Origin of the sequence: Crenalkalicoccus roseus (assembly GCF_004761865.1) — a bacterium.
GTDB lineage: Bacteria > Pseudomonadota > Alphaproteobacteria > Acetobacterales > Acetobacteraceae > Crenalkalicoccus > Crenalkalicoccus roseus.
Genome location: NZ_SJDM01000005.1, coordinates 1 through 16,026, shown reverse-complemented (window position 1 = coordinate 16,026; position 16,026 = coordinate 1). Strand labels below are relative to the sequence as shown.

General features: G+C 70.6%; 14 protein-coding genes and 1 pseudogene. 10 read left to right on the top strand and 5 right to left on the bottom strand.

Annotated elements, in window-relative coordinates; translation table 11 throughout:
- Positions 1–92 precede the first annotated feature (92 nt).
- The gene (gene cutA, locus ET526_RS06270; RefSeq protein ID WP_135466835.1) at positions 93–422 is read right to left on the bottom strand and encodes a divalent-cation tolerance protein CutA; all 330 of its coding nucleotides are present in this window, start codon (positions 420–422) and stop codon (positions 93–95) included.
- Positions 419–1,612 (bottom strand): acetyl-CoA acetyltransferase, encoded by a 1,194-nt coding sequence (locus tag ET526_RS06265; RefSeq protein WP_135466834.1) that lies wholly within the window; start codon positions 1,610–1,612, stop codon positions 419–421. Before ET526_RS06265 ends, cutA begins: the two co-directional genes overlap by 4 nt.
- Before the next feature lie 131 nt (positions 1,613–1,743).
- On the opposite strand from ET526_RS06265, the gene ET526_RS06260 reads away from it, so the two are divergent.
- Entirely contained in the window at positions 1,744–3,303 is a 1,560-nt protein-coding gene (locus ET526_RS06260; RefSeq protein ID WP_135466833.1) for an acyl-CoA carboxylase subunit beta, read from the top strand.
- A gap of 27 nt (positions 3,304–3,330) precedes the next feature.
- On the opposite strand, the gene ET526_RS06255 is transcribed toward ET526_RS06260, so the two are convergent.
- On the bottom strand, positions 3,331–4,722 hold the full coding sequence (locus tag ET526_RS06255) for an amidase (protein ID WP_135466832.1): 1,392 nt from the start codon (positions 4,720–4,722) through the stop codon (positions 3,331–3,333).
- Positions 4,719–4,931, bottom strand: coding sequence for a hypothetical protein (locus ET526_RS06250; RefSeq protein WP_135466831.1), 213 nt, complete (start codon positions 4,929–4,931; stop codon positions 4,719–4,721). Before ET526_RS06250 ends, ET526_RS06255 begins: the two co-directional genes overlap by 4 nt.
- Positions 4,932–5,073: 142 nt before the next feature.
- Between ET526_RS06250 and ET526_RS06245 the strand changes: the two are divergent.
- The 5 genes and pseudogenes from ET526_RS06245 to ET526_RS06225 all read left to right on the top strand — a co-directional run.
- Positions 5,074–6,720: pseudogene (locus ET526_RS06245) on the top strand (thiamine pyrophosphate-requiring protein); the annotation flags it as partial.
- A gap of 32 nt (positions 6,721–6,752) precedes the next feature.
- Positions 6,753–7,805, top strand: a complete 1,053-nt coding sequence (locus ET526_RS06240) for an ABC transporter ATP-binding protein (protein WP_135466829.1) — start codon at positions 6,753–6,755, stop codon at positions 7,803–7,805.
- A 21-nt stretch (positions 7,806–7,826) separates the two neighbouring features.
- Positions 7,827–9,164, top strand: a complete 1,338-nt coding sequence (locus tag ET526_RS06235) for an ABC transporter substrate-binding protein (protein ID WP_135466828.1) — start codon at positions 7,827–7,829, stop codon at positions 9,162–9,164.
- A 51-nt stretch (positions 9,165–9,215) separates the two neighbouring features.
- Positions 9,216–10,172 (top strand): carbohydrate ABC transporter permease, encoded by a 957-nt coding sequence (locus ET526_RS06230; protein WP_135466827.1) that lies wholly within the window; start codon positions 9,216–9,218, stop codon positions 10,170–10,172.
- Positions 10,165–11,103, top strand: a complete 939-nt coding sequence (locus ET526_RS06225; RefSeq protein ID WP_192898663.1) for a carbohydrate ABC transporter permease — start codon at positions 10,165–10,167, stop codon at positions 11,101–11,103. Before ET526_RS06230 ends, ET526_RS06225 begins: the two co-directional genes overlap by 8 nt.
- A 24-nt stretch (positions 11,104–11,127) precedes the next feature.
- On the opposite strand, the gene ET526_RS06220 is transcribed toward ET526_RS06225, so the two are convergent.
- The gene (locus tag ET526_RS06220) at positions 11,128–11,889 is read right to left on the bottom strand and encodes an SDR family oxidoreductase (RefSeq protein WP_135466826.1); all 762 of its coding nucleotides are present in this window, start codon (positions 11,887–11,889) and stop codon (positions 11,128–11,130) included.
- A 101-nt stretch (positions 11,890–11,990) separates the two neighbouring features.
- Between ET526_RS06220 and ET526_RS06215 the strand changes: the two genes are divergently transcribed.
- The 4 genes from ET526_RS06215 to ET526_RS06200 form a co-directional block, all read left to right on the top strand.
- Positions 11,991–13,166 (top strand): mandelate racemase/muconate lactonizing enzyme family protein, encoded by a 1,176-nt coding sequence (locus ET526_RS06215; RefSeq protein ID WP_135466825.1) that lies wholly within the window; start codon positions 11,991–11,993, stop codon positions 13,164–13,166.
- Between the two features lie 12 nt (positions 13,167–13,178).
- Entirely contained in the window at positions 13,179–14,222 is a 1,044-nt protein-coding gene (locus ET526_RS06210; protein WP_135466824.1) for a C-terminal binding protein, read from the top strand.
- A gap of 37 nt (positions 14,223–14,259) precedes the next feature.
- The gene (locus tag ET526_RS06205; RefSeq protein ID WP_135466823.1) at positions 14,260–15,543 is read left to right on the top strand and encodes an NAD(P)/FAD-dependent oxidoreductase; all 1,284 of its coding nucleotides are present in this window, start codon (positions 14,260–14,262) and stop codon (positions 15,541–15,543) included.
- 144 nt (positions 15,544–15,687) lie between these two features.
- The coding region (locus ET526_RS06200; RefSeq protein WP_240048282.1) for a cold-shock protein at positions 15,688–16,026 on the top strand (339 nt) is incomplete at its 3' end.

Below are 16,026 nucleotides of genomic sequence, written 5' to 3'. Positions count from 1 at the left end.
CGCGGACCGCGGCCGATGCGCCCATGGGTGCCGGGGCGCGCCTACACAGCGCGATCCGCCTTCGCGGCATCCGGCATGGCGCCCCCCCCCCCTCAGGCCGGGGTGGCGTTGGCGCGCACCCAGTCGAGGAACTCCGCATCCCCCGCCGCCGCGGGAAGGGCGAGGATGCAGGGCAGGCTGTAGCTGTGCAGCGCGCGGATGCGGGCGCGCAGCGCCTCGAACCGGGCGGCGGTGGTCTTCGCAAGGAAGGCGGCCTCCGGCCCCTCCTCGATCCGTCCCTGCCAGCGGTAGATCGCGGTGTGGCCGGGGAGGAGGTTGACGCAGGCGGCCAGCCCCTCCTCCACCAGCGCGCGGCCGATCCGCCGCGCCTCTTCGGCGTCGGCCGCGGTGACGTAGACCCAGAGGACCTGGTCCCCGCTCACCCGGTGCGCTCCAGGATGGACACGTAATTGGCCACCGCCGCGCCGCCCATGTTGAACACGCCGCCGAGTTCCGCCTTCGGAAGCTGCATGGCCCCGGCGGTACCGGTGAGCTGCATCGCCGTCAGCACGTGCATGGAGATGCCGGTGGCGCCGATCGGGTGGCCCTTCGCCTTCAGCCCGCCGGAACGGTTGACGGGCAGCTTGCCGTCCTTCGCCGTCCAGCCCTCCAGCACCGCGCGCGCGCCCTGCCCTTCCGGGGTCAGGCCCATCGCCTCGTACTCGATGAGTTCGGCGATGGTGAAGCAGTCATGCGTCTCGACGAAGGAGAGGTCGGTCACCGCGCCAAGCCCGGCCTGCGCCAGGGCCCGCCGCCAGGCCTCGCGCGGCCCCTCGAAGCGGACGATGTCGCGGCTGGCGATCGGCAGGAAATCCTGGACGTGCACGGCGGCGCGGAAGCGCACCGCCTTGCCCATCGCCCTCGCCGTCTCGGCATCGGTGATCACCAGCGCCGCCGCGCCGTCCGAGACCAGGGAGCAGTCGGTGCGCTTCAGCGGCCGGACGACGTAGGGGTTCTTCTCGCTCTCGCGGCGGCAGAATTCGTAGCCGAGATCCTTGCGCATCTGCGCCCAGGGATTGTCCACCCCGTTGGCGTGGTTCTTGGCCGCGATCGCCGCCAGCGCGTCGGACTGGTCACCATGGCGCTGGAAATAGGCCTCCGCGATGCGGGCGAAGACGCCGGCGAAACCGCCCTCGATGTCCTTCTCCGCCTTGCGGTAGCTGGCGGAGAGCAGGATGTCGCCGATCTTCGGCCCCGGCGTCGCGGTCATCTTCTCCGCCCCCACCACCAGGGCGAAGCGGCCGCGCCCGGCGGCCAGGAAGTCCAGCGCGCCGTGGATGGCGGCGCTGCCGGTGGCGCAGGCGTTCTCGAAGCGGGTGACCGGTTTGAAGCGCAGCTCCGGCACCGACTGCAGCACCAGCGAGGCGGGGAAGCCCTGGTCGGTAAAGCCCTCGCCGAAGACGCCGACGAAGCCGGCATCCACCTCGTCGGGCGAGATCCCGGCATCCTCGATCGCGGCGCGGGCGACGCGGGCCATCAGCGCCTCGAGGTCCGGCTCCTCCAGCTTGCCGAAGGGGGAATGGGCCCAGCCGACGATGCAGGCGTCGGGCGCCCCCTGGGTGACCTCGCGCATGGCGTCCTCCTCTGGCGTGCCCGACGAAGATAGGGTGGGACGGGGCGCCGGCCAACGGCGCCCGGGGCGGCTACCCCATCGCCGCCCCGCATGCTCAACTCCGCCCCCTCGGCGATGGAGGAGCGGACGGCATGACCTGGGAGCCCGAACTCGAGGAATTGCGCCGGCGGGAGGCGCTGGCCCATGCCATGGGCGGCGCGGAGAAGGTGCGCCGGCAGCACGAGGGCGGGCGGCTGACCGTGCGCGAGCGGATCGGCGCCCTGCTCGACCCCGGCAGCTTCCACGAGGTGGGCGCCATCGCCGGGCGGGCCGAGTACGACACGACCGGGGAGCTGAAGCGCTTCACCCCTTCCAATTGCGTCATGGGCCGGGGCCGGATCGAGGGCCGCCCCGTCGTGGTGGTGGGCGACGACTTCACCGTCCGCGGCGGCAGCGCCGACGCCACCATCCGCGAGAAGCCGATCATGGCCGAGCGCATGGCCGCCGACCTGCGGCTGCCGATCATCCGCATCATCGAGGGCTCGGGCGGCGGCGGCTCGGTCAAGACCATCGAGACCACGGGGCGAGCCAACCTGCCGGGCGGGATCGGCGGCACCTGGCTCTACCACCACACGGGGGACAACCTCTCGCGCGTTCCCGTGGTGGCGCTCGGCCTCGGCTCGGTCGCGGGGCTCGGCGCGGCGCGGCTGGCGGCGAGCCATTATTCGGTGATGACCAAGGAGACCTCGGCGCTGTTCGTCGCTGGGCCGCCGGTGGTGAACGCGCTCGGCCACAACCTCACCAAGCAGGAGCTCGGCGGGTGGGAGATCCAGACGCGGAGCGGCGCGGTGGACCACGCGGTGGACAGCGAGGAGGAGGCCTTCGCGGCGGCGCGGCGCTTCCTCTCCTACCTGCCCTCCTCGGTGTTCGAGCTGCCCCCGCGCACGGCATGCGAGGACGACCCGACACGCGCCGAGGAGGCGCTGATCGCGGCGGTGCCGCGCGACATCCGCAAGCCCTACCGCATGCGCCCGATCATCGAGAGCGTGATGGATCGCGGCAGCGTGTTCGAGCTCGGCCGCTGGTTCGGCCGCCCGGTGATCACGGCGCTGGCGCGGCTGCACGGGCTGCCGGTGGCGGTGATGGCGGGCGATCCCTTCCACTACGCCGGGTCCTGGACCGCGGATGCCTGCGCCAAGGTGGTGCGCTTCGTGGACCTGGCGCAGACCTTCCACCTACCCATGGTCTACCTGATGGACTGCCCGGGCTTCATGATCGGGCCGGAGGCGGAGAAGGCCGCGACCATACGCTGGGGCGTGCGGGCCATGGCGGCGGTGAACCAGACCACCATCCCCTGGTGCACGGTGATCGTGCGCAACGCCTTCGGCGTCGCGGGCGTGGTGCACCAGCCGGCCAGCCGCTTCTCCCTCCGCTACGCTTGGCCCTCGGCACGCTGGGGCTCGCTGCCGCTCGAGGGCGGCATCGAGGCGGCCTACCGGGCCGAGCTGGACGCGGCGGAGGATCCGAAGGCGAAGCTGGCCGAGATCGAGACCCGGCTGCAGAAGCTGCGCAGCCCGCTGCGCACGGCGGAGGCCTTCTGGGTGGAGGAGATCATCGACCCCCGCCACACCCGCCGCCTGCTCTGCGAGTTCGCCGACCTCGCGGCAAGGCTGCTGGAGCCGGGCATGAGCCGGCACGGGATGCGGCCCTGACGCGGTAGGGGGCGGGCCCCGCCCGCCTCAGCCCTCCGCCGGCATGGGCCGCCGGTCCCGCCAGGGCCTCGCCCGCTCATAGGCGTGGCCGGCGCGGAACAGCAGATCCTCCCGGAAGGGCTTGGCGACGAGCTGCATCGCCACCGGCAGCCCACCCTCGCCGAAGCCGGTGCAGAGGGTCAGGCCCGGCCAGCCGGTGACGTTGAAGGGGATGGTGAAATTGGGCTTCTCCAGGAAGCCCCATTTGGGCACGGCGTCGAGGCGCGGCGCCTCGCCCGGCTGCGCCGCGGTGAGCAGCAGGTCGAGGTCTTGCGCCGCCGCCACGGTCCGCGCGATCAGCTCCCGCCGTTTCTTCTGCGCCTGCATGTAGTCGGCGGCGGTCAGCAGCGCCCCGAGGGCCATGCGACCGCGCATGGACTCGCCGTAGAGGCCGGGATCGCGGCGCATCCAGGTCTCGTGCACCGCGAAGGCCTCGGCCATCAGGATCACCCAGCCGCAGGCGTTGAAGTCGGCGAGCGGCGGTAGGGCGACGTCGCGCAGCGCCGCCCCCTCGGCGCGGAAGAAGGCGGCGGCGTCCTCGATGCCCTTGAGCGTCGCCGGGCTCGCCGGGTGATCGGTCTCGTGGAAGTGGCGGATCACGCCGATCCTGAGCCCCTTCACGCCCTGCCCGATGCCGGCGCGGAAATCCGGCACCGGCCGGTCGGCGCTGGCCGGGTCTTCCGGGTCGTGGCCGGCCATGGCCTGGAGCAGGATGGCGCAGTCCTCCACCGTCCAGGCGAGCGGGCCGGCATGGTCGAGGGTCTGGGCCAGCGGCAGCACGCCGGCGCGCGAGCACAGGCCGTAGGTCGGCTTGATGCCGGCGATGCCGCAGAGCGCCGCCGGCCCGCGGATCGAGCCGCCGGTGTCCGAGCCGGTGCCGCCGAGGATCATCCCCGCCGCCACCGCCGCCCCGGTGCCGGAGGAGGAGCCGGCGGTGAAGTGCTCCGGGTTCCAGGGGTTGCGGGCCGGCGGCCAGGGCAGGTCGAAGGAAGGGCCGCCGAAGGCGAACTCATGGGTGGCGAGCTTGCCCAGCATCACCGTCCCGGCCTCGGCCAGCCTGCGCACGGTGGTGGCGTCCCACCGCGGCACGTGGTGCCGCAGCACGCGGGAGTGGCCGGTGGTCGGGATGCCGGCGGTTTCGTAGATGTCCTTGTGGGCAATGGGGATGCCGTCGAGCGGCCCGCGCGGCCCCTCCTTCGCGATCCGCGCCTCGACCGCCCGCGCGGCGGCGAGGGCGCCCTCCTCCACGCGGAGGAAGGCGTGCAGCCTGCCGTCGAGGCGGCGGATGCGCCCGAGACAGGCTCGGGTCAGTTCCAGCGGCGAGAGGTCGCGCGCGGCGATGCGCCGGGCGGCCTCGGCGATGGTCGGGATCGCGCTCACGGCCGGGACTCCGCCGCGAAGGTGACAGCCGGCTCGGCGGAGGCGGCGGCAACCTCGTCGGTATCGGGGGCGGGGGCGCGGTTGCGCGCGAGCATGTCCTGCACCGCCCGCCACGCGGCCCGCACCTCGGCCCGCTGCGCCGGCGCCAGCGCCAGGCCGGCGCGCCGGAACAGGACCTCGAACTCGGCATCAGTGATCTGCTCGGCCATGCCTGTCCTCCCCTTCCCCGGCAGTATGGCGGCTTCCGCGGCGGGAACCATCGGGATGCCGTTGCCAGCGCCGCGAGGCGGAGGCTAGGCTTTCGGCCGGAACGAGGCGGCGCCGCCGCGGAACCGGGCGCGCAACGCGCCCGGCGGGAAGGAGACGGGCATGAAGGTCGGGGAAGCCATCGCCGAGATCATGAAGCGCGAGGGCGTCGAGATCCTCACCGGCTACCCGGTGAACCACCTCATCGAATTCGCAGCCGCGAAGGACATCCGCCCGATCATGGTGCGCCAGGAGCGGACCGGGCTGCACATGGCGGACGCGATCTCCCGCGTCACCGCCGGCCGCAAGATCGGCGCCTTCTGCATGCAGCACGGGCCGGGGGCGGAGAACGCCTATGGCGGCGTGGCGCAGGCCTATGGCGAATCGGTGCCGGTGCTGGTGGTGCCGATGGGCTACCCGCGGCGGCTCGCCCATGTGGACCCCAATTTCAACTCCACCGTCGCCATGCGGCACGTGGTGAAGTCGGCGGAGCCGGTGAATCTCGCCGCCGAGGTGCCGCACATCATGCGCCGCGCCTTCACCCGGCTGCGCAACGGGCGCGGCGGGCCGGTGCTGGTCGAGGTGCCCTCGGACATGTGGAACGAGGAGGTGCCGGAGCCGCTGGACTACACCCCGGTCTGCGCCACCCGCTACGGCCCGGACCCGGCCGATGTGAGGCGCGCGGCGCGGCTGCTGGCGAACGCCAAGCGCCCGGTGATCTATGCCGGTCAGGGCGTGCACTGGGCGCGGGCCTGGGACCAGCTTCGGCGGCTCGCGGAGCTTCTGGCGGCGCCGGTCACCACCAGCCTCGGCGGCAAGTCGAGTTTCAACGAGGAGCACCCGCTCTCCCTGGGTTCGGGCGGCCTCGCCATCTCGAAGCCGGTGCGGCACTTCCTCGACCAGGCCGACGTCATCCTCGGTATCGGCTGCTCCTTCACCGAGACCAATTTCGGCGTGCGGATGCCGAAGGGTCCGGCCTACATCCACGCCACCCTCGACCCGATGCACCTGAACAAGGACGTGCGGGCGGAGATCGGGCTGATCGGCGACGCCGGGCTGACGCTGGACGCGCTGCTCGCCGAGCTTTCGGGCCTGGTGGACGGCCCGCGCGACCCGGCCCCGGTGGCGGCCGAGATCCAGGCGGTGCGCGAGCCGTGGCTCGCGGAATGGATGCCGAAGCTCACCTCGAAGGACGCCCCACTCAATCCCTACCGCGTGCTATGGGACCTGCAGCACACGGTGGACCGGGACAACACCATCATCACGCACGATGCGGGCAGCCCGCGCGATCAGCTCTCGCCCTTCTGGCGCGCGACCACGCCGCTTTCCTATCTCGGCTGGGGCAAGACCACGCAGCTCGGCTACGGGCTCGGCCTTGCGATGGGCGCGAAGCTCGCCGCGCCGGACAAGCTGTGCATCAACGTCTGGGGCGACGCGGCGATCGGCTTCACCGGGATGGACTTCGAGACCGCGGTGCGCGAGCGCATCCCCATCATGTCTGTGCTGCTCAACAATTTCTCCATGGCGATCGAGCTGAAGGTGATGCCGATCAGCACCGAGAAGTACCGCAGCACCGACATCTCCGGCGACTACGCCGCGATGGCTCGCGCCTTCGGCGGCTACGGCGAGCGGGTGACCGACCCGTCCGAGATCGTCCCCGCCATCAGGCGCGGCATCCGGAAGACGCAGGAGGGCGTGCCGGTGCTGCTGGAGTTCATCACCAGCAAGGAAACGGCGGTTTCGCGGCTGTAGGCGCGGCGCCAGATCGGGGGAGGGAGGCACCGATGGCGACCGTGGAGATCCGCAACGTCCGCAAATCCTTCGGCTCCGTGGAGGTGCTGCACGGCGTCAGTGTGGACATCGAGGATGGCGAGTTCGTCGTCCTTGTCGGCCCCTCGGGCTGCGGCAAGTCCACGCTGCTGCGCATGATTGCGGGGCTCGAGAACATCACCTCGGGAGAGATCGCCATCGGCGGGCGCGTGGTGAACAACGTGCCGCCGAAGGACCGGGACATCGCCATGGTGTTCCAGAACTACGCGCTCTACCCGCACATGACCGTGTTCCAGAACATGGCCTTCAGCCTGAAGCTCGCCAAGGCGCCGAAGGAGGTAATGGAGCAGGAGGTCGGGCGGGCGGCGCGTATCCTGGGGCTCGAGCAGCTCCTGCACCGCTATCCGCGCCAGCTCTCCGGCGGGCAGCGGCAGCGCGTGGCGATGGGCCGGGCGATCGTGCGCAACCCGCAGGTGTTCCTGTTCGACGAGCCGCTCTCCAACCTCGACGCCAAGCTGCGCGTGCAGATGCGCGCCGAGATCAAGGAGCTGCACCAGCGGCTGAAGGTGACGACCGTCTATGTTACCCACGACCAGATCGAGGCCATGACCATGGCCGACAAGATCGTGGTCATGAACAGCGGCAACATCGAGCAGGCAGGGCCGCCGCTGGAGCTGTACGACCGGCCGGCGAACCTGTTCGTCGCCGGCTTCATCGGCTCCCCCGCCATGAACATGATCGAGGGCCGCTGCGGGCCGGAGGGCTTCCTCGCCGAGGACGGGACGCGCTGGCCGCTGCCGCCGAACGGCCACGCCCCGCGGGACGGCACGGCCATCTACGGCATCCGGCCGGAGCATCTGCGCATAGATCCCGCCGGCGTGCCGGCGACGGTGCAGGTGGTGGAGCCGACCGGGTCGGAAACGCAGGTCCTGATGCGGGCCGGCGGCGCCAGCCTGATCGGCGCCTTCCGCGAGCGCGTCTCGGCCAGGCCTGGCGACATCCTGCCGGTGATGCCCGAGCCGTCATTGATACACCTGTTCGACCGGCAGACCGGCCGGCGGATCTAGACAGCAAGAGGGAGGAAACGCATGAGGGACTTCACGAGACGCGGCGCCATCGGCCTCGGTGCCGCGGGGTTCGCCGCGCTTGCCCTGCGCGAGCGGGCCTGGGCGCAGCTCCCGCCGGTGCCCACGCAGCAGGCCGAACCGCCGCGCCTGCAGATTGAGCAGGGCGCGCAGCTCCGCATCATCCGTCCCGCCCGCTTCGTGGAGCCGGACGAGGTGATCTTTCGCGAGAATGCGCAGCGCTTCAGCCAGCAATTCAACATTCCGGTCCGCGTGGACTTCGTGGGCTGGGAGGACATCCGCCCGCAGACGGCGGTGACGGCGAACACCGGCACCGGGCCGGACGTGGTGATCGGCTGGGCCGACGACCCGCACATCTACGCCGACAAGCTGATCGAGCTTTCCGACGTCGCCGAATACCTCGGCAGGAAATACGGCGGCTGGAAATTCCTGGCCGACAAGTTCGGCAAGCGGCACGGCACCAACAACTGGATCGGCATCCCCTTCGGCGGCTCCACCGGCCCCATCGTCTATCGCATCTCGGCGGTGCGCGAGGCGGGCTTCGACAGGATCCCGGACGATCTGGGCGAGTTCCTGCGCCTCTGCCAGGCGATGCGGCGCAACAACAAGCCGCCCGGCTTCGCCCTGGGCAACGCGGTCGGGGATGGCAACGGATTCGCCAACTGGATGACCTGGGCCCATGGCGCCTACCTCGTGGACGAGGAAGGCAAGGTCGCCATCAACAGCCGCGAGACGCTGGAGGCGCTCAACTACGTCAGGGAGCTGTACCAGACCTTCGTGCCCGGCACCCTGTCCTGGCTCGATCCCAGCAACAACCGCGCTTACGCCGCGCAGGAGTGCTTCCTCACCGCCAATGGCGTGTCGCTCTACTTCGCGCTGAAGAACGATCCTGCCACGCGCGCCATCGCCGAGGACACCAACCACGCGCCGCTGCCGAAGGGCCGTGTGGACCGGCCGCCGCAGTCGGCGACGATCCTCAACGCCATGATCTTCCGCCACACCCGCTTCCCCAATGCGGGTAAGGCCTTCATCCAGTTCATGCTGGAGCAGGAGCAGTACAGCCCCTGGCTGAACAACTGCCTCGGCTACTGGTCGCATCCGCTCACCGCCTACGACGCCGCCCCGGTCTGGGAGAGCGATCCGAAGCTGACGGTGTTCAGGGACGGCATGAACAACCCGTTCTGGAGCGGCTACAAGGGACCGATCACCGCCGCCTCCGGCACCGTCGCCTCGGAATACATCATGGTGCAGATGTACGCCTCGGTCGCCTCGGGGCAGGCGACGCCGGAACAGGCGATCCGCGAGGCGGAGCGCCGCGCGCGGCGCATCTACCGCAGCTGAGCGCGGCGGGGCGGCCGGCATGGCCGCCCCGCGCCACCGAGGGAGGGTTCCATGTCCGTCACCGCCGCGCCCGACTGGACACGGGCGAGAGCCCAGCCCGGCTGGCTGACCCGGCTGTTCGACTCGAAGCCCTTCCTCATCTTCGCCTGCCTGCTGCCGGCGGTCGGCCTGCTGACGGTGTTCCTCACCTATCCGCTCGGCCTCGGCATCTGGCTGGCCTTCACCGACGCGACGATCGGGCGGCGCGGGCAGTGGGTGGGGCTCGAGAACTTCATATACCTGATGGAAGACCCGCTGTTCTGGAGCGCCGTCTTCTACAGCGTGTTCTACACCGCGGTCGCGACGGTGGGGAAATTCGCCCTCGGCCTGTGGCTGGCGCTGCTCCTGAACCAGCACATCCCGTTCAAGAGCCTGCTGCGCGCGATCATCCTGCTGCCCTGGATCGTGCCGACGGTGCTCTCGGCCATTGCCTTCTGGTGGATCTACGATCCGCAGTTCTCGATCATCTCCTATCTCGCCGTGGACGTTCTCGGCATACGGGAAACGCCGTTCAACTTCCTGGGCGACGCCTGGTCGGCGCGGTTCTCGCTGATCGCGGCCAACATCTGGCGCGGCATCCCCTTCGTGGCGATCACGCTGCTCGCCGGGCTGCAGACCATCTCGCCCTCGCTCTACGAGGCGGCGCTGCTCGATGGCAGCACGGCATGGCAGCGCTTCCGCTACATCACCTTCCCGCTGCTCCTGCCGATCCTGGCGATCGTGATGACCTTCTCGATCATCTTCACCTTCACCGATTTCCAGCTCGTCTACGCCATCACGCGCGGCGGGCCGGTGAACTCGACGCATCTCATGGCCACCCTCGCCTTCCAGCGCGGCATCCCCGGTGGCCAGCTCGCCGAAGGGGCGGCGATCGCGGTGGCGATGATCCCCTTCCTCGTCTTCGCCACGCTGTTCAGCTACTTCGCGCTCGCGCGCCGCAAGTGGCAGCAGGGAGAGGCCAATGACTGACGCCCCCGGCGCCGTCGCGCGCACGACCGACACCGTCGCCGCCGTCACGCCGGAAGCGCAGGCGAAGGCGAGCCTCGCGCCCGAGATGATGTCCTGGGACAGCCGGGCGCGGCGGGTGGTGACGCTCTACCTGCCGCTGGCCTGCTTCGTCGTCATCCTGCTGTTCCCCTTCTACTGGATGACGATCACGGCGTTCAAGCCGAACGCCGAGATGTACGACTACAAGAACTACAATCCGTTCTGGATCAGCTCGCCGACCCTCGACCACATCTACCACCTGCTCTTCGCCACCTCCTATCCGCGTTGGCTCTGGACGACGATGCTGGTGGCGATCGCCTCCACCTTCCTGTCGCTGTTCTGCAGCGTGCTCGCCGCCTACGCGATCCAGCGGCTGCGCTTCCGGGGCAGCCAGTACGTCGGCCTGGCGATCTACCTCGCCTATCTGGTGCCGCCCTCGATCCTGTTCATCCCGCTGGCGATCATGGTGTTCCAGTTCGGGCTGTTCGACACGCCCTTCGCGCTGATCCTGACCTACCCGACCTTCCTGATCCCCTTCTGCACCTGGCTGCTGATCGGCTACTTCAAGTCCATTCCCTATGAGCTGGAGGAGTGCGCGCTGATCGACGGCGCGACCAGGCTGCAGATCCTGACCCAGATCACCCTGCCGCTGGCGGTGCCGGGGCTGATCTCGGCGGGCATCTTCAGCTTCACCCTGTCCTGGAACGAATTCATCTACGCCCTCGCCTTCATCCAGAGCAGCGAGAACAAGACGGTGCCGGTGGCGATCCTCACCGAGCTGGTATCGGGCGACGTGTACCAGTGGGGTGCGCTGATGGCTGGCTCCCTGCTGGGCTCGCTGCCCGTGGCGATCTTCTACTCGTTCTTCGTGGACTACTACGTCTCCTCCCTGACCGGCGCGGTGAAGGAGTAGGGGGCCGCGCCCCCCTGCCCCGGCCTACAGCTTCCGCCCCTGCGCCGCGACGTAGCCGCGGTTCCAGGTCGGCGTCAGCCAGACCTCGTTCATCGTCACCTGCGGCGGCAGGGTGGCGATGTAGAGCAGCAGGTCGGCGCAATCGGCCGGCTGCAGCATCCGGTCGAGATCCTCCTGGCCGAGAGGGTTGGGGCGCTTCCTCAGGATCTCGGTGTTCACCTCGCCGGGGCAGAAGGCGGTGCTGCGGATGTTGTTGGTGCACTCCTCCATGTTGATGCTGTGGCTCATCGCCACCACGCCGTGCTTGGCGGCCGTGTAGCCAGGCCCGCTCATCGGGCTCACGTTGCGCCCGGCCATGGAGGCGGTGTGGATCATCACCCCGCCCCCCTGCGCCCGCATCATCGGCAGGACCGCCTGCGCGACGTAGAAGGCCGAGGTGAGGTTGCCGCCGATCAGCTCGTCGATGCCTGCCGGGCTCAGCCGCTTCCAGTCCCGCTCGGTGATGTTCAGCCCGGCATTGTTCACCAGGATGTCCAGCCGGCCGAGCGTTTCGCCGATCCACCCGGCCACCGCCCGCACCTGGTCCGCCCGCATCAGGTCCGCGGGCTGCACATGGGCGGTGCCGCCCCTGGCGCCGATGCGGGCGGCGACCTGCTCCAGCCTCTCGCGCCGCCGCCCGGTGATCACCACGGCGGCGCCCTCGGCGGCGAAGCGCTCGGCCGCCGCCTCGCCGATGCCGCTGCCCGCTCCGGTTATCCAGGCAATCCTGCCTTGCAGCCTGCCCATGCCGTCCTCCCTCTCCTCCGCCCGAGGCTAGCGCCGCCGCCGCGCCTTGTGGAGCCGCGGCCGCCATGCTTGGCTTGGCCGCCCGGGAATAGGGGGGAACGATGAGGATCGCGCGGATCGAGACGCTGCGGGCGGATGCCGGATGGCGCCTGTTCTCCTTCCTCAAGGTCACCACCGAGGACGGCCTGGTCGGCTGGTCGGAATACAATGAGAGCTTCGGCAGCACCGGCCTCTCCGCGGTGATCGAGGGCCTCGCGCCGCTGGTCATCGGGCGGGACCCGACACGCTTCGAGGAGGTGACGGCCTTCCTGCACGTGATGACGCGGCAGGCGCGCGGCGGGCTGAACCAGCAGGCGATCGCCGCGATCGAGAACGCGCTGCTCGACATCGCCGCCAAGGCCCGCGGCATTCCCGTCTGCGCGCTGTTCGGCGGCCCGGTCCGGGAGCGGATCCCGGTCTACTGGTCGCATTTCGGCACCTACCGCGTGCGCAACGCCGCGCATATGGGCGTGCCGCCGCTCCTCGACCACGACGGGGTGGCGCGCCATGCCGCGGAGGTGAAGGCGCTCGGCTTCAGGGGACTCAAGACCAACATCCTGCTGTCCGGACCCGACGGCAGGCTCTACCAGCACGCGCCCGGCTTCGGCCGCCACGCCGGCTGGCCGGAGCTGAACTGGGACAGCCGCACCCTCGCCGGACTGCGCCGGCATCTCGCCACCATCCGGGAGGCGGTGGGGCCGGAGATGGGCGTGCATCTGGATGTCAACTTCCACTTCAGGACCGAGGGCTTCCTCAGGGTCGCCGAGGCGGTGGCGCCCTACGACCTGACCTGGCTCGAGATCGACACCCACGATCCGGCGGCGCTGGCGAGCATCCGGCGCCGCGCCCCCTGCCCCATCGCCTCCTGCGAGACCCTGCACGGGCGGCGCGAATTCCGCCCCTTCCTCGAGCAGTACGCGATGGACGTGGCCATCGTGGACGTGATCTGGAACGGCCTCGCGGAGAGCCTCAAGATCGCCGCGATGTGCGATGTCTACGAGGTGAACTGCGCGCCGCACAATTTCTACGGCAACCTGTGCAGCCTGATCAGCGCGCATTTCTGCGCCGCCATCCCGAATTTCCGGGTGATGGAGATCGACATGGACAGCGTCTCCTGGCGGGACGAATTCACCCCCCCGCCGGTGATCGAGAACGGCGAGCTGGTGCTGCCGACGGGGCCGGGCTGGGGAGTCGAGGTCAACGAGGCCGCCATCCGCGCGCGGCCGCCGAAGCACTGAGAGGGAGATGCCATGGCCAGGTTCAGGATCCTCACCCCCGCCGGGGCGAGCTTCACCGTCGCCGGCGGCGGCTACGAGTACGAGATGGAGGCGCTGCAGGGCCTCGACGCCGAGATCGTCGAGGGGCCGGCCACCGAGGACGGCTTCCTCGAGGCGGCGCGCGAGGCGGACGCGATCTACGCCAAGGGCATTCCCATCACCCGCAGGATCATCGAGGGCCTGACCCGGTGCCGGATCATCGCCCTCGGCAGCGTCGGCGTCGATTCGGTGGATGTAAAGGCGGCGACCGAGCGGGGCATCCCGGTCACCAACGTTCCCGACACCTTCATCGAGGAGGTGGCGGACCACGCCATGATGCTGCTGCTCGCCGGCTTCCGACGGCTGATCGAGCAGGACCGCATGGTGCGGGAGGGTCGCTGGAAGGAGGGGCGGCCGGCGCTGCTGCAGATTCCCCGCCTGATGGGTCAGACCCTGGGCTTCATCTCCTTCGGCCGCGTCGCCCGCGCCGTGGCGCGCCGCGCCGCCCCCTTCGGCCTGCGCATGCTCGCCTATGATCCCTTCGTGGAGGAGATGCTGCTCTCTGAATACGGGGTGATGCCGGCGACGCTGAACGAGCTTCTGGAGCAGTCCGACTTCGTCTCGATGCACGCGCCGGCGCGGCCCGAATGCCACCACATGCTGCGGGAGCAGCATTTCCGCCGCATGAAGAAGGGTGCGATCTTCATCAACACCGGGCGCGGTCCTACGGTGGACGAGAGCGCGCTGATCAAGGCCCTGCAGGAGGGCTGGATCGCCCATGCGGCGCTCGACGTGCTGGAGGTGGAGCCCCCCTCCCCCGACAACCCGCTGCTGCGGATGGACAACGTGACGCTGACGGCGCATGTGGCCTCCGCCTCCGCCCGCTTCGACGAGGCGCGGAAGCGCCGGGTCGGGCACGAGCTCGCCCTCGTGCTCTCCGGCAGGTGGCCGATGTCCTGCGTCAATCCGGCGGTGCTGCAGAACACCACGCTGCGGCGCTGGCAGCCCATCGGCATGGGGCGCGGGCCGAACAGCTAGCGCATCCGCAGAGGGAGCGTAGACGGATGGCCACAGCATGACGCGCAGCGTGGTCATCGGGGCCGGCATCGTGGGCGCCTGCTGCGCGCTCGAGCTGCTGCGCGAGGGCCACGAGGTCGTGCTGCTCGACCCCGGCCCTCCGGGAGGGCCGCAGGCGGCCAGCTACGGCAATGGCTGCTGGCTGAGCCCGATGTCGGTCATTCCCCCGGCCGTGCCGGGCCTGTGGCGGAAGGTACCGGGCTTCCTGGCCGATCCGCTGGGGCCGCTGGCGATACGCTGGTCCTACCTGCCGCGGGTGGCGCCCTGGCTGCTGCGTTACCTGCTCTCCGGCTGGACCGAGGCGCGGGTGGCGCGCACCGCGGTAGCGCTGCGCGCCCTGCTGCGGGACGCGCCGGCATGGCATGCCCGGCTGGCCGAGGAGGCGGGGGTGGGCGGGCTGATCCATCGCCGCGGCCTGATCTACGTCTATCCCGACCGCGCCGCCTTCGAGGCCGAGGCGATGGCCTGGCGCATCCGCCACCAGGTCGGGATCCGCTGGATCGAGCTTTCGGCCGAGAAGCTGTACCAGCGCGAGCCGGCGCTGCACCGCCGCTACGGCTTCGGCATCCTGGTCGAGGAGGGCGGGCACTGCGTTGATCCCGGCGGCTACGTCGCGGCGCTGGTGGCCTTGGCGCGGGCGCAGGGGGCGCGGCTGCTGGCGCGGCGCGGCACCGGCTTCCGCATCGAGGGCGGCCGGCTCCGGGCGGTGCTGACGGATGGGGAGGAGATCGCGGCGGACAAGGCCGTCATCGCGGCCGGCGCGCATTCGCGCCCGCTCGCCCTTGCCGCCGGAGACCGCGTGCCGCTGGAGACGGAGCGCGGCTACCACGCCGTCATCGAGGGGGTGGAGGTCGGCCCCCGCACGCCGCTGATGCCTTCGGACGGCAAGATGTCCATTACCATGACCGCGCATGGGCTCCGCTGCTCGGGGCAGGTGGAGATCGCCGGCCTCCGGGCGCCGCCGAACTGGCGGCGGGCGGAGATCCTGCGCGATCATCTGCTGCGCAGCTTCCCCGACCTGCCGCGGGACCTGCCGGCGGAGCGCGTGCGGTTCTGGATGGGGCACCGGCCGAGCATGCCGGACGGCCTGCCCTGCCTCGGGCTTTCGCGCGCCTCCGCCGACATCGCCCTGGCCTTCGGGCACGGGCATGTCGGGCTGGTGGCCGCGCCGCGCAGCGCACGGCTGGTGGCGCAGATGCTCTGCGGCCGCGCGCCGGAACTCGACATGGCGCCCTATGACCCGCGCCGCTTCCGCCGGTGGCGCGGTGGGGCGTCCCCCTGACCCCCGCCGGTCGCCCAGGAAAGCGGATGCGCCCGACACCCGCCGAAATAGCGCGTGCATTGCGGCGCGGCTGGTGCCATGCTTCGGGTCGGCGGCCTTGCGCACCTGCGCGCCGCGTCTCACCCTTTACGGATACGACATCAAGTGCCTTCTGACAACGAAACGCCGGGCGGCGACGGGCCCATCGAGGCCCAGGTGAAGTGGTACAACGCCCGCAAAGGCTTCGGCTTCGTTCTGGGGCCCGACGGCCAGGACGTCTTCTTCCATGCCTCGGCCCTGACCCAGGCCGGCATCGAACCCCCGGAAAGCGGCGACACGCTGGTCTGCGAGATCGGCACCGACCGGATGGGCAGGCGTCTGGTCACCCGCATCATCGAACGCAAACCCGGGGAAGGCGGCGCCGGAGCGGCAGGAGCGGCCCGACGGCCCTTCCGTGAAGGGGGTGGCGACCGCCCGCCGCGGCGCGACTTCGGCGGCGGCGGC